We start from the raw sequence: 13,296 nt of genomic DNA, 5'->3' as shown, positions 1-13,296 counted from the left end.
CCGTGGCGGTTGCGGCTCGCGAAGACATCCTGGATCGCGGTGTTGCTCGCCAGCGAAGCCGCCAGCGCAGCGGCGCGCTGTTGTGAGGCAGCCATCTGCTGACCGAGCGAATCCTGCAGACCATTTAGTTCGCGTGCAGCTGCCTGCTCGGTCATCCGCGCCGACAATACAATGTTACTGATCGTAGTTGCGGCGACAGCCGTCACCACACTGGCCGCCAACGCGATCGAAAATCGCAAACCGATAGTGAAACGAAAGGGGCGGCGCTGGGCGTTACTCATTCTATGTACCTCGGCACTCACGACCCGCATCGCTGGATCGTCATTCCACAGTGGCGTGTAAAATCCGCTGATGACGCCCGTGGTAGGACCGCGATCTTTACACAACGATTAAAATAATTCCGGCGCTTGGTGCGCAGGCCAGGCCGAACGAAGACTGGACGGCGACCTGATCGCAGGCGCGATTTTGGGAGCTGTCTTGCGCTGAACGGCAAGCGCCTCGCCAACGGATTTGGCTTATGCGACCGGCCTTTTCTCGATTGCTAATCGATTCACCGGAATGACGGCGCAACGATTCAATCGAAAACAATCTTTGGCGCTGATCCTCGCGTCACAACTCACGTCATGAACGGGACACTCGAATGACGAATGCATATTCGAGAGGCGCGGCGCACTAACGTCGACGAAAGTTCTAGATGTTTGTCGCGTGCAAGCGGACGACGTTACCTCACACAACGTCCGTCTCGATCGAACTGATCGAGAACACGATCCTAATGCTTGGTCGGGACCTGGCTGAGCAGGATGCGCTTCAGCTTGGCGCGTGCATGCATCTCGGTGGCGGACTGCATCACGAGGCCCTTCGGCGCATCGCTGAGAGATTCGGCCTGCGCCCATTCGGCGGCGGCTAGCCATTCCAACTCGTCGGGCGACAGGTTGCGGAAGGGAGCTGGGTCGGCGACCTTCATGGCGATTTCCTCATAGGGGCGATCCCGGCTGCTTCGGCTCCGATCGCTTGTCGTTATGGAGAGCAGCTTAGGGCGATGGCGGCCCGACAACAACTGCGACATATCCGGCCGTCGCAAACGTTAGTTGCAAATGCCAAGCTAATGCGATGTTGACGCGCTCGGTTGCAGTGGCCACCATCGCGGTGGATAGCTGAGTCAGGTTCGTCCGACCTGTGTGTGTTTGTCCCTCCTTCGATTCTGCTCGACATGACTGATCTGCGATCCTATCGCGCACCGTGGTGGCTGCGCGGCGGCCATCTGCAAACCATCTGGCCGACGCTGTTCGCGCAGCCACGGGCCTCGCAAGCCATCAAGCTCGTCCGCGAACGCTGGCGGGCACCCGACGGCGACTTCATCGATATCGATCATCTGCCCGGGCCCGACCATGCGCCGTGGCTGGTGCTGTTTCACGGCCTCGAAGGATCGTCGGCGAGCCGCTACGCGATCGCATTTGCGCAGGGTGCGCTCGCGCGCGGCTGGCGGCTGTCGATTCCGCACTTTCGCGGCTGCTCGGGCGAACTCAATCTCGCACCGCGCTCCTACCACTCCGGCGACTTCGAGGAAGTCGGCTGGCTGCTGGCGCGAATTCGCGACCGCGCCGATGCGCCTGTGCTTGCCGCCGGCGTCTCGCTCGGCGGCAACGCGCTGTTGCGCTGGGCGGAGGAGGCCGGCAGCGGCGCCGCAGAAATCGCGCGCGCAGTGGCGGCGGTCTCAGCCCCGCTGGATCTCGTGGCCGCCGGCGCCGCGATCGACAGCGGTATCAACCGCCTGATCTATACCCGGCATTTCCTGCGCACGATGATTCCGAACGCGCTCGCGAAATGGCAGCAGCATCCGGGACTGTTCGATCGCGAACGGGTGCAACGGGCAACGACTTTGCGCGAATTCGACGACGCCTTCACGGCGCCGCTGCACGGCTTTGCGGGTGTCGATGACTATTGGACCCGTGCCTCGTCCAAGCCGCATCTGCACAAGATCAAGATCCCGGCTTTGGTCGTGAACGCGCGCAACGATCCGTTCGTGCCGGCCGCCTCGCTTCCGACACCGGACGACGTCGGCACGATGGTGACGCTCTGGCAACCCGATGAAGGCGGACATGTCGGCTTCGCCACCGGTCCCTGGCCCGGCCGGGTCACCGCCATGCCCGAGGCGGTCAGCGACTGGCTCGGCTCGATCCTCGGCGGCTAATAGTCGGCGCTGCGCAGTTCGAATTGCGCGATGCTCTTGAACCGCGCACCTCGCGCGTCCTGGCGCAGCACAACGATCCGATCGATTGCCATCCGATTGACGCCGGTGGCCGCGAATTGTTTCCGCAGCAGCACCAACAATTCGTCGTGGCGAGCAGGATCGAGCGAACCGGTCAGCGTCATGTGAAACCGGAACTCATCCATCACATAGGGGTAGCCCCAGCGATCGAGATAGCCGACCTGCTCGGGCGTCAGCCGTTCCGGCTTGCGCCGGGCGCGATCCTCCGCCGACAGCGGCGCCCGAAATTCATCGAAGTCGCGAACGCAATCGGCTGCGAGTTGCTGCAGCGGCTCGGAGGACGTTTCCGGCACCAGCGCGATGAACCCACCGATCGGCCTGATCACCGGGCCGATCTGCGGAATCACCCGCGGCGTTTCGGCAAAGGTCGCACAGGCCCACAACAGGTCGCTTTCGCTGCGGCCGCCGATCAATCCGAACGGCGCCTTCAGGGTGGCGTGAAAGCCGTAGCCGCGCGGGTCTGCGGTGATGTCTCGCCAGTCCGCAATCGCCGCCGTATGCGCGGCGAACGGCACGTCTTCGCCGGTGACGACATCGTAACCGAGCATCGTCGCCCCGAACTGCGCCAGAGCGCTGCCTGCGGCGGGCAGATAGTAAATCGCGTAGCGTGGAAAATTCGACATCGTCGGTGATGATAGCGTCAGATCAGGCGGCAACGCCAGCCGGGTGCGGCAGTTTGCGCGTGATCACGAAGCGCTCCGGATCATCGACATGCACCAGCCGCCCGCCGGCGATCACCGCGACGATCCGCGGCCGCAGCGCGACCCGATCATCGACCAGCACAACGTCAGCGCGCTGCCCGCTCGCAATTGTGCCGCGCTCGGCGAGACCTGCGGCGCGGGCGGGGTTTTCCGAGATCAGCTTCCAGGCCTGCTCCAGCGGCAGGATGCCGTCGTGCACGAGGCGGAATGCGGCGAGCAGCGGCGCCGGGTAGTAGTAGTCGGACGCCAGCACCGAACACAGTCCTTTGGCGATCATGTCGGCCGCCTTGGTCCAGCCGGTGTGGCTGCCGCCGCGCACCACGTTCGGCGAGCCGAACACGATGAAGTCGCCGTGCAGCGCCGCATCGCGCGCGGTCTCCTCGGTGGTAGGGAATTCGGCGATGCCGACGCCGAGATCACGATAACCCTGCCGCATCGCCGGGGTATCGTCGTCGTGCGACAGCATCGGCATTGACACCTCGCGGGCGATGGCGGCGAGGCGCCGGTTCGCCTGTGGCACTTCGTCGCCGCGCGCCGCGATGCGCTCGACCAACCGGTCGAATTCGCCGTCGGACAGGCCGGTGCGCTCGACCATCCGGTTCCGCTTCTGCGGCTTGGCGAGATTCGCCAGCGTCGAGTCCATGTGGTCGTTGAAGGCGAACAGATCGACGCGGCGGTCGCCGATCCACTGCGCGATCTCATCGACCGCATCGAGATTGAAGGTCTCGTGGCGCAGATGGATGCGGGTGTCGGCGGAGAGCCGCGGCTTGGTCAGATCGATCGCATCCAGCATCCGGCGGGCGTTGTCGGCGCTGCGCAGGCCGGGCTCCCACGACCAGGTGACGGCGTGAAAGACCGTGGTCAGGCCATTGGCGATCGCTTGGCGGTCGCTGTCGATCAGCGCGACATCGATCGGAAAATCGACCCCCGGCCGCGGCATCATCTGCCGCTCGAAGGCATCGCCGTGCAGATCGACGATCCCGGGCAGCACCAGCAGGCCGCGAGCGTCGATCCGGATTGCCGCGTTGCTCGCGGCGGAGCCGACCCCGGCGATGGCGCCGCCGGCGATCTGCAGCGAGGCCTCGGCAATCTCGTCGCCGAGCAGCGTCCGGCCACCTTCGATCGCGATCTCGCTCATCCCATCACCTGCTGTTCCGTCGCCGGCTCCCGGTCCGGCGACTGCACTTTGGCGGCACCTTCATATCGGTCGAGGAATTCGTCCACTGACAATTTCCGGAAGTCGGGTAGCGCGTTGCGCAACGCTTCGTGGTCCCAATTCCACCACGCCAGCGCGACCAGACGCTCCGCCTGTTGCTCGGAGAAACGGCGGCGGATCGGCCGGGCCGGATTGCCGGCCACTATCGTGTAGGCCGGCACGTCACGGGTGACGATTGCGCCCGCCGCAACCACCGCACCGGTACCGATGTTGCGGCCCGGCAGGACAATGGCGCCGTGACCGATCCAGACGTCGTGGCCGATCTCGACGTGATGCGAGCGGCGCCAAGCGAAAAACTCGGCGTCGTCGCTCTCGCCCTCGAAATAGGTGCTGGCGCGGTAGGTGAAGTGCGCCTGGGTGGCGCGCTGCATCGGATGATTGCCGGGGTTGATCCGGGTCATCGCCGCGATCGAGCAGAACTTGCCGATGCTGGTGTAGGTGATCTGCGAATCATTGACGACGTAAGAGTAATCGCCCATCGCCACTTCGTTCAGGATGGTGCGGGCACCGACTTCGCAATAGGCGCCGAGGGTGACGTCGTGCAGCTTGGCGGTCGGATCGACGGTCGGCGCGACCGTTAGCAGTTTCGCGGCCATGGGAGTCTCGTGCGCGCTGATTGGGATGAGACCTGTCATCGGCGCCGCTCATGACGCCGTCGTGACGCATCGATGACGCAGCGAAGACCTTGATATGTCGGCGGAACTACATCGACTGTCACACGGCTGCAAAACAACAGCGTTAGCGATTCCTCCCGAACCTGTTTCGGGAGCAGCGCATGCTGGTAGTTGAGGGTCTGACCTGCCGTTTCGGCAGCAAAGCCGCCGTAGATGGCGCATCGTTTTCGGTGGAGCGCGGCAGCTTCGTCGGGGTGATCGGGCGATCCGGCGCGGGCAAGTCGACCCTGCTACGCATGCTGAACCGGCTGGCGGAGCCGTCCGAGGGCCGCATCCTGTTCGAAGGCGTCGATGTGACCGCACTGCAGGGCCGCGAGCTGCGACAATGGCGCGCACGCTCGGCGATGATCTTTCAGCAGTTCAACCTGATCGGCCGTCTCGACGTGCTGACCAACGTGCTGATGGGCCGGCTGTCCGAAGTGCCGTCGTGGCGCTCGCTGGTGCAAATGTGGCCGGAGCAGGATCGCGCGCTCGCGATCTCGGCGCTCGATCAGTTCGATATGGCGTCCTACGCGGCGCAGCGCGCCGACCAGCTCTCCGGCGGTCAGCAGCAGCGCGTCGCGATCGCCCGCGCCCTGGTGCAGCAGCCGGACATCGTGCTCGCCGACGAGCCGATCGCCTCGCTCGACCCGCGCAACACCAAGATCGTGATGGATGCGCTGCTGCGCATCAACAAGCACTTCGGCATCACCGTGCTGTGCAATCTGCACTCGCTCGATCTCGCCCGCAGCTATTGCGACCGGCTGATCGGCATGGCTTCGGGCCGCGTGGTGTTCGACGGCGCACCGGCTGCGCTGACCGATCAGATCGCGCGCGAACTCTACGATCTCGAAGCCGACGAAGTGCTCGGCGCTGCGCCGCACGTTCCGCACGGCCTTCCCGCCCCCGCATTGGCCGGCGTCGCCGTGGCCTGATCCCGGCGGCGATCGTTCGCCGTCTCCCCTATCCGGCACCGCCCGCGGCGCGTCCGCGTGCGGTCGCCGTGTTTCGACCGTTCACCGACCGAAGAGACAGGAAACCTCATGATCAAGCTCCGTACTCTCGTCGCCGCCGCTGCCGCGCTGGCGTTCACCGCGCACGCTGCGCCGGCGCAGGACTGGAAGGCGAAATATCCCGAGCTGGTGTTCGGCAAGATCCCGGACGAGAACGCCTCGGGCACCACCACCCGCTGGACCCCGCTGACTGACTATCTCACCAAGCAGCTCGGCGTGCCGGTGAAGCTGCGCATTGCCAACGACTACGCCGCGGTGATCGAAGGCCAGCGCGCCGGCAACATCCACATCGGCATGTATGGGCCGGCGTCCTACGCCCGCGCCTATCTGGTCGGCGCCAAGGTCGAGCCGTTCGCGATCGAGGTCAACGGTGACGGCTCCAAGGGCTATCACTCGGTGCTGTATGTGAAGAAGGAGTCGCCCTACCAGAAGATCGAAGATCTCAAGGGCAAGAACCTCTGCCTGGTCGATCCGAATTCGACCTCCGGCAACAACGTGCCGCGCTTCATGATGAACAAGATGTCGATCGATCCCGACAAGTTCTTCGCCAAGGTGATCTACGCCGGCAGCCATGAGAACGCGGTGATCGGCGTCGCCCAGGGCACTTGCGATGCGGCGTTCAATTGGTGGAACACCGAGGACGAATCCAACCTGTTGCGGATGGACCGCAAGGGCATGGTCAAGGCCGCTGACTTCCGCATCATCCTGAAGTCGGACCTGATCGTGAACTCGCCGATGGCCTATCTGTCCGACCTGCCGGAAGACCTCAAGGCGGCGATCCGCAAGGCCGTGCTCGATCTCGCCACCAACGATCCGGAAACCTTCAACAAGATCTATGAGGGCAAGGCCAAGCCTTACGCGGCGACGAGCCACAAGGACTACGAGCCGGTGGTCGAGCTGATCAAGTTCGTCGACAGCCTGCGCAAGTCGAAGTCCTGACACATCCCAGCACATCATCGGACGTGGGCGGCCCAACGGTCGCCCACGTCGTCACGTCGGACAACCGAATGCAGGCAGCCGTCACAGAACTTCCCGAGCCTCAGCTCCGCGCCCTCGCCGATCACTACGACGCGGCGGTGGCGGCGAAGCGGCGGCGGCTGGCGCTCGGCGGCGCGATCCTGATCGCCGCGATCGCCGCGGCCGCCTGGATGGGCGAAGTCGACCTGGTCAAGCTGGCCGCTAATTTCTGGCGGTTTCCGTCCTACTTCATCTCGATCGCACCGAAGCTCGCGCTCGCGACCTTGTGGACCGACCTCGCCGACTGGTTCTGGGGCCTCAAGCGCTGGACCGGGTTGCTGCTCGACACGATTCTGATCGCCTATGTGGGCACCCTGCTCGGGGCACTCGCAGGCTTTGCACTGTGCTTTCTCGCCTCGGCCAATCTTGTGCGTTCGCGCACACTCGTCTTCGTCACCCGCCGCTTCCTCGAATTCTGCCGCACCGTGCCGGAGATCGTGTTCGCGCTGCTGTTCGTGCTGGCGTTCGGGCTGGGCCCGCTGCCCGGCGTGTTGGCGATCGCGATTCACACCGCCGGCGCGCTCGGCAAGCTGTTCGCCGAAGTGGTCGAGAACATCGACGACAAGCCGCTGGAGGGCGTGGTTTCGTCCGGCGGTGACTGGTTCGAGATGGTCCGGTTTGCGGTGGTGCCGCAGGTGCTGTCGAACTTCGTCAGCTACGCGCTGCTGCGGTTCGAGATCAATGTCCGCGGCGCGGCCGTCATGGGCTTCGTCGGTGCCGGCGGCATCGGCCAGGACCTGATCGAGGCGGTGCGCAAGTTCTACTACAGCGACGTCAGCGCCATTCTGTTGCTGATCATCGTCACCGTGATGGCGATCGACTATTTCACCGAAGGCGTGCGCCGCCGTCTGATCGGTCAGGAGCGACGATGAGCACCGCCCGCCGCACCCTGAGCTTCGGCGACGAAGCCGGCATCGCCGCCCGCTTTCCCGAACACTTCCGTCCCAACTGGATCAACCGCGCCAAGCTGATCGGCGGCCTGACCTTGGCTGCAGCGATCTTCGTGTTCGGCCTGATCCGGCTCGAAATCCCGTTCGACAGGTTATTCAGCGGCATCGGCCGCCTGATCGAGTTTCTCGGCCTGATGCTGCCGCCCGATCCGGGATCGTGGCAGCTCGCGCAAGTCTATCTGCACGCGATGGGCGAAACGCTGGCGATCGCCTTTCTCGGCACGCTCGGCGGCGCACTGCTGGCGTTTCCCGTGTCGTTCCTGGCGGCGCGCAACGTGCTACGCATCCGCCCGCTGCAGCTCTTGACGCGGCGCCTGCTCGACGCGGTTCGCGGCGTCGACACGCTGATCTGGGCGCTGATCTGGGTCGGCGTCGTCGGGCTCGGCCCGTTCGCCGGCATTCTGGCGGTGATGTGCTCGGATTTCGGCAATTTCGGCAAGCTGTTCTCGGAGGCCTTCGAGGCCGCCGACGAAAAGGCGAGCGAAGGCGTCAAGGCGACCGGCGGCTCGCACGTCCACAGCGTCCGCTTCGGCATGTTGCCGCAGGTGGTCCCGATTCTGGCCAGCCAGGTGCTGTACTTCTTTGAATCCAACACCCGCTCCGCCACCATCATCGGCATCGTCGGCGCCGGCGGCATCGGCTTGCAGCTCGCGGAGCAGATCCGCGTGCTGGAGTGGCAGAAGGTGTCGTTCCTGATCCTGATGATCCTGGTCACCGTGGCGGCGATCGACTGGATCTCCAGCAAGCTGCGGTTCGCGATCATCGGCCGGAAGGCGGTCGCTTAAGGCGCGGCGATCATCGCACTCTCAACCGTCATCCTCCGCGCAAGCGGAGGATCCAGTATTCCAGAGCGTCCGTGCTCTGCCGCGAACTCTCTGCAATACTGGTTCGCCCGCCTGCGCGGGCGATGACGGCTTTTGCGACGTCGCACCGCCTTTTCCCGTCATTGCGAGCGAAGCGAAGCAATCCACAGTTCCATTCACTTGGCTCCAGGATTGCTTCGTCGCTTCGTTCCTCGCAATGACGATTCAAAGCTCTGCTGCGTGACGAGGCGGCGCTTGCGAAGCTGCACCACCAGGCACACGCTAATCCGGCTCGATCACGAACTCGACCCGCTCGGCCGCAAAGCGGGCGCGGGAGGTCAGCAGCGGGGTGCCGTCTGCAGCCACGTCGATGCTCTCCACCACCAGCACCGGCCGCCCGGCCACCAGATCGAGCCGCGCCGCATCGGCGGCATCGACCACCGAGGCGGTGATCCGGGTCGACAGCCGGCGATAATCGCTGATGCCGTAATGCGCCAGCACCTTGGTCATCGAGCGTTTCGCCGCGAACACCTTGGGCGCATCGGGAAATCGCACCGCCGACAGCCAGGTCGTGCCGCGGCTGATCGGCACGCCGTCCGCCGATCGCAGCGCCTCGATCCGGAACAGTGGCGCACCTATGTCGAGATCGAGCTGGCCGGCCAGCGCGCCGGTCGCGGCCTCGCGCTCCGCGGCGATCAATTGACCGCGCGGCTCGCGGCCGCCCGCATTGATGATCTCGGAAAACCGCGTCCGGGTGCGCAGCGGATAGGCGATCCGCCGGCTGCGGACGAAGGTGCCGCTGCCACGCTCGGCGCGCACCAATCCACGTTCCGCCAGCGCCGCGAGCGCCCGCCGCACGGTGTGGCGGTTGACCCCGTAGTTCTCGGCGATCTCGGTCTCTCCCGGCAGCTTGCCGCCGGGCAGATAGCGGCCGTCGGCGATCGCCATCTCGATGCCGTCGGCGACCTGACGCCACAAAGCGACGCCTGAAGAGAGCGCCTCGGCGGTCATGACAGGAACGCTTTCGTGATCATCGCCACGGAATTCGTCGTCATCGAGTTTTCACATTGTGCCTCTATCAAGTTGTCTATTAACATAGACAACTTGAATTGGGCAATGGCGATGCACGCCGAAACCACGAACCTCCCCGAACAAGCCGCGATCGCGCGCCGTCGCGTCGCGATGGCGGTGTTGACTGCGTCGGATACCGCAGCGATCGACGCCCGCGTCGGAGCCCTGGCGCCGCCGGCGTTCACGCTGCTGCGCGAGCCGGAACAGGGACTGGTGATGCTGCGCGGCCGGATCGGCGGCGATGGCGCGGCCTTCAATGTCGGCGAGGCGACGGTGTCGCGCGCTGCAGTGCGGCTCGCCAGCGGCGAGGTCGGGTTCGGCTACACGTTGGGACGAGATCGTACCAAGGCAAAGCTGATCGCGCTGTGTGACGCGCTTTTGCAATCGGCGGACTATTCGGCTGCGGTCGAGGCCGAGGTGATCGCGCCGCTGCGCACTGAGGTCGAGACCGCACGCGCCGAAAAGGCCGCCCAGACGGCTGCCACCAAGGTCGATTTCTACACGCTGGTGCGAGGCGAGGGCTGACCATGACCACCACCGAACTTGCCGCCGGCTTTGCCGACAAGGTGCTCGGCGCGCAATCGACCTTCCGCGCCGTGATGGAAGCGATGGCGCGGCCCGGCCGCATCCAACGCATCAGCGTCGAAGCCGGCACACCGGCGCCGCTGATGCACGGCAGCGCCGCACTGGCGCTGACGCTGTTCGATCACGACACGCCGATCTGGCTCGACGAGACGATCGCAGCGGACGGCACCGTGGCGCAGTGGCTGAAGTTTCACACCGGCGCGCCGCTGACCGGCGATCCCTCCTCCGCGGCGTTCGCGCTGATCGGGGACGGCTCAGCGTTGCTGCCGCTCGAGCGGTTCGCGCTCGGCACGCCGGAATATCCGGACCGGTCGACCACACTCATTATTCAAGTGCAGGCGCTCGGCTCCGGCAACGGCTTCCGGCTGCACGGACCCGGCATCGATGGCGAGACGCTGCTGCAGGCATCGCTGCAGCCGGCCGACCTGTTCGATCGCCTGAGTATCAACGCAGCGATGTTTCCGCGCGGCCTCGACGTGGTGCTGGTGAGCGGTGATCAGGTGGTTGCGATCCCGCGCACCACGCGCCTCAGCCAAGGGAGCTGACCGATGTATGTCGCAGTCAAAGGCGGCGAACGCGCCATCGACAATGCCCACCGACTGCTCGCCGACGCCCGCCGCGGGAAACGTAACGTGCCGGAGCTGACGCTCGACCAGATTTCCGAACAGCTCGCGCTCGGCGTCGATCGGGTGATGAGCGAAGGCTCGCTCTACGACCGCGAGCTAGCGGCGCTGGCGATCAAGCAGGCGCGCGGCGATCTGATCGAAGCGATCTTCCTGGTGCGGGCATTCCGCGCCACGCTGCCGCGGTTCGGTTCGTCCGAGCCGGTCGACACCGGCGCAATGGCGGTGCGGCGACGTATTTCCTCGACCTTCAAGGACATTCCGGGCGGCCAGATCCTCGGCCCGACCTTCGACTACACCCACCGGCTGCTCGATCCGCAGCTCGCCGAAGGCGGCGATCCAGCCGAGCCGGCGACGGCGGAAGCCAATGACGCGCCGACGCCGCGGGTGACCGACATCCTGCGCCAGGACGGGCTAATTGAAGAGTCGCCGATTGCGGATGACGACAGCGCGGTCGGTGACCTCACCCGGGAGCCGCTGAACTTTCCGGCCGGGCGCGACCTGCGGCTGCAGAACCTCGCCCGCGCCGACGAGGGCTTTTTGCTGGCGCTCGGCTACTCCACTCAGCGCGGCTACGGCCGCAACCATCCGTTCGCCGGCGAGATCCGGTTCGGCGAAGTCGAGGTGTTCTTCGAGGCCGAAGACGCCGGCTTCGCCGTGCCGCTCGGCAGCGTGGCGCTGACCGAGTGCCAGATGGTCAATCAGTTCAAAGGCTCGGCGACCGAAGCGCCGCGCTTCACCCGAGGCTACGGCCTCGCCTTCGGCCAGAGCGAGCGCAAGGCGATGTCGATGGCCCTGGTCGATCGCGCGCTGCGCGCCGGCGAACTCGGCGAGGACGTCAAGGCGCCGGCTCAGGACGAGGAGTTCGTGCTGTCGCATTCCGACAACGTCCAGGCGACCGGCTTCGTCGAGCATCTCAAGCTGCCGCACTACGTCGATTTCCAGTCCGAGCTCGGCCTGCTGCGCAAGCTGCGTGCCGAATTCAACCAGGACCAACCCGAGCTGCGCGAGGCTGCGGAATGACCGAGGCGACCTACAATTTCGCTTATCTCGACGAGCAGACCAAGCGGATGATCCGCCGCGCGATCCTGAAAGCGATCGCAATCCCCGGCTATCAGGTGCCGTTCGCCAGCCGCGAGATGCCGATGCCTTATGGCTGGGGCACCGGCGGCGTGCAGGTGACGGCGTCGATCCTCGGTCCCGACGATACGCTGAAGGTGATCGACCAGGGCAGCGACGACACCACCAACGCGATCTCGATCCGGAAATTCTTCGCCAAGACCGCCGGCGTCGCGACGACGACGGCGACGCCGGACGCGAGCGTGATCCAGACCCGGCACCGGATTCCCGAGACGCCGCTGCACGAAGGCCAGGTGCTGGTGTATCAGGTGCCGATCCCGGAGCCGCTGCGCTTTCTGGAGCCGCGCGAAACCGAGACGCGGCGCATGCATGCGCTCGCCGAATACGGCCTGATGCACGTCAAGCTGTACGAAGACATCGCCAAGTTCGGCCACATCGCCACCGCCTATGCCTACCCGGTGAAGGTCGCCGGCCGCTATGTGATGGACCCGTCGCCGACACCGAAGTTCGACAATCCGAAGATGGACAATTGCCCGGCGCTGCAACTGTTCGGCGCCGGCCGCGAGAAGCGGATCTACGCAATCCCGCCCTATACGCAGGTGGTGTCACTGGATTTCGAGGACCATCCGTTCACGCGCTATCGCCAGGACGGCTGCTGTGCGCTGTGCGGCGCCGACGATTCCTATCTCGACGAGATCGTCACCGATAACGCCGGCACCCGGATGTTCGTGTGCTCCGACACCGATTATTGCGAAGGCCGCCGCGCCCAAGGCCACACCGGCAGCGAAACCGCACCGATGGAGAGCGTCCATGCTTGATCGCGTCTCGTCCGCCGCACCAGGCGCCTTCACCGCGGCCGACCAGCCGCTGCTGATCGCCGACGGCCTGTCGAAACGCTACGGCCGGATAGACGCCTGCCGCGGCGTGTCGTTCGAGCTCTTCCCCGGCGAAGTGCTGGCGATCGTCGGCGAATCCGGCTCCGGCAAATCAACCCTGCTGCAGATGCTGTCGGGACAGATGACGCCGAGCGCCGGTCGCGTGTCCTATCGGATGCGCGACGGCATCTTGCGCGATCTCGCCGAACTCGGCGAAGCCGAACGCCGGCTGCTGCTGCGCACCGATTGGGGCTTCGTGCATCAGGATCCCGCACAGGGCCTGCGCATGGCGGTCTCGGCCGGCGCCAATGTCGGCGAACGGCTGATGGCGGTCGGCTGGAATCACTACGGCAAGATCCGGAGCGTCGCCAGCGACTGGCTGGAGCGGGTCGAGATCGATACCGGCCGCATCGACGACGCGCCGCGCACCTATTCGGGCG

The 13,296-nt window shown here is 65.5% G+C and carries 16 protein-coding genes; 10 read left to right on the top strand and 6 right to left on the bottom strand.

All coding sequences use genetic code 11. The annotated features are described in order from the left end of the window. Together DYI24_RS10725 and DYI24_RS10720 are read right to left on the bottom strand one after the other, a co-directional pair. On the bottom strand, positions 1 to 281 hold a 281-nt coding region (locus tag DYI24_RS10725; RefSeq protein ID WP_164572276.1), incomplete at its 3' end, for a hypothetical protein. Positions 282 to 769: 488 nt separating this feature from the next. Then, positions 770 to 964: a hypothetical protein gene (locus DYI24_RS10720; RefSeq protein WP_107342890.1), complete on the bottom strand. Its 195-nt coding sequence runs from the start codon at positions 962 to 964 to the stop codon at positions 770 to 772. Between the two features lie 246 nt (positions 965 to 1,210). Here DYI24_RS10720 and DYI24_RS10715 point away from each other — a divergent pair, with 246 nt between their 5' ends. Next, entirely contained in the window at positions 1,211 to 2,191 is a 981-nt protein-coding gene (locus DYI24_RS10715) for a YheT family hydrolase (protein WP_164572275.1), read from the top strand. On the opposite strand, the gene DYI24_RS10710 is transcribed toward DYI24_RS10715, so the two are convergent. Genes DYI24_RS10710 through DYI24_RS10700 form a run of 3 tightly spaced genes read right to left on the bottom strand, consistent with a single transcriptional unit; the run spans position 2,188 to position 4,782 of the window. Next, a complete protein-coding gene (locus tag DYI24_RS10710; RefSeq protein ID WP_164572274.1) occupies positions 2,188 to 2,892 on the bottom strand; it encodes a DUF1045 domain-containing protein in 705 nt (234 codons plus the stop codon). The two genes, DYI24_RS10715 and DYI24_RS10710, sit on opposite strands and share 4 nt — an antisense overlap. A gap of 22 nt (positions 2,893 to 2,914) precedes the next feature. After that, positions 2,915 to 4,108 carry an alpha-D-ribose 1-methylphosphonate 5-triphosphate diphosphatase gene (locus DYI24_RS10705; RefSeq protein WP_164572273.1) on the bottom strand — a complete coding sequence of 398 codons (1,194 nt, stop codon included), beginning with the start codon at positions 4,106 to 4,108 and terminating at the stop codon, positions 2,915 to 2,917. Continuing rightward, on the bottom strand, positions 4,105 to 4,782 hold the full coding sequence (locus DYI24_RS10700; protein WP_107342886.1) for a transferase hexapeptide repeat family protein: 678 nt from the start codon (positions 4,780 to 4,782) through the stop codon (positions 4,105 to 4,107). Before DYI24_RS10700 ends, DYI24_RS10705 begins: the two co-directional genes overlap by 4 nt. A gap of 179 nt (positions 4,783 to 4,961) precedes the next feature. Here DYI24_RS10700 and phnC point away from each other — a divergent pair, with 179 nt between their 5' ends. The 4 genes from phnC (at position 4,962) to phnE (DYI24_RS10680) (ending at position 8,604) form a co-directional block, all read left to right on the top strand. Next, positions 4,962 to 5,774: a phosphonate ABC transporter ATP-binding protein gene (gene phnC / locus DYI24_RS10695; protein WP_107342885.1), complete on the top strand. Its 813-nt coding sequence runs from the start codon at positions 4,962 to 4,964 to the stop codon at positions 5,772 to 5,774. Positions 5,775 to 5,882: 108 nt separating this feature from the next. Then, complete coding sequence (gene phnD, locus DYI24_RS10690; RefSeq protein WP_164572272.1) at positions 5,883 to 6,791, top strand: phosphonate ABC transporter substrate-binding protein; 909 nt, start codon at positions 5,883 to 5,885, stop codon at positions 6,789 to 6,791. 68 nt (positions 6,792 to 6,859) lie between these two features. Beyond that, entirely contained in the window at positions 6,860 to 7,741 is an 882-nt protein-coding gene (phnE, locus tag DYI24_RS10685; protein ID WP_164572271.1) for a phosphonate ABC transporter, permease protein PhnE, read from the top strand. After that, on the top strand, positions 7,738 to 8,604 hold the full coding sequence (phnE, locus tag DYI24_RS10680) for a phosphonate ABC transporter, permease protein PhnE (protein WP_107342883.1): 867 nt from the start codon (positions 7,738 to 7,740) through the stop codon (positions 8,602 to 8,604). Before phnE (DYI24_RS10685) ends, phnE (DYI24_RS10680) begins: the two co-directional genes overlap by 4 nt. Positions 8,605 to 8,904: 300 nt before the next feature. Here phnE (DYI24_RS10680) and phnF read toward each other — a convergent pair whose 3' ends face one another. Then, positions 8,905 to 9,633 carry a phosphonate metabolism transcriptional regulator PhnF gene (gene phnF, locus DYI24_RS10675; RefSeq protein WP_164572270.1) on the bottom strand — a complete coding sequence of 243 codons (729 nt, stop codon included), beginning with the start codon at positions 9,631 to 9,633 and terminating at the stop codon, positions 8,905 to 8,907. Between the two features lie 111 nt (positions 9,634 to 9,744). Between phnF and phnG the strand changes: the two genes are divergently transcribed. The 5 genes from phnG to DYI24_RS10650 form a co-directional block, all read left to right on the top strand. Next, positions 9,745 to 10,218, top strand: coding sequence for a phosphonate C-P lyase system protein PhnG (gene phnG / locus DYI24_RS10670; RefSeq protein ID WP_164572277.1), 474 nt, complete (start codon positions 9,745 to 9,747; stop codon positions 10,216 to 10,218). A 2-nt stretch (positions 10,219 to 10,220) separates the two neighbouring features. Continuing rightward, a complete protein-coding gene (gene phnH / locus DYI24_RS10665) occupies positions 10,221 to 10,823 on the top strand; it encodes a phosphonate C-P lyase system protein PhnH (RefSeq protein WP_164572269.1) in 603 nt (200 codons plus the stop codon). Positions 10,824 to 10,826: 3 nt separating this feature from the next. Next, complete coding sequence (locus tag DYI24_RS10660; protein ID WP_164572268.1) at positions 10,827 to 11,924, top strand: carbon-phosphorus lyase complex subunit; 1,098 nt, start codon at positions 10,827 to 10,829, stop codon at positions 11,922 to 11,924. Continuing rightward, on the top strand, positions 11,921 to 12,799 hold the full coding sequence (locus DYI24_RS10655) for an alpha-D-ribose 1-methylphosphonate 5-phosphate C-P-lyase PhnJ (RefSeq protein ID WP_164572267.1): 879 nt from the start codon (positions 11,921 to 11,923) through the stop codon (positions 12,797 to 12,799). Before DYI24_RS10660 ends, DYI24_RS10655 begins: the two co-directional genes overlap by 4 nt. After that, positions 12,792 to 13,296, top strand: a 505-nt coding sequence (locus DYI24_RS10650; RefSeq protein WP_164572266.1) for an ATP-binding cassette domain-containing protein, incomplete at its 3' end; no start/stop codon positions are given. The genes DYI24_RS10655 and DYI24_RS10650, both read left to right, overlap by 8 nt.

This window comes from Rhodopseudomonas sp. BR0C11 (assembly GCF_010820945.1).
Taxonomy (GTDB): domain Bacteria; phylum Pseudomonadota; class Alphaproteobacteria; order Rhizobiales; family Xanthobacteraceae; genus Rhodopseudomonas; species Rhodopseudomonas palustris_H.
The sequence above is the reverse complement of the archived record's forward strand: the minus strand, read 5'-3'. Positions and strand labels throughout refer to the sequence as shown.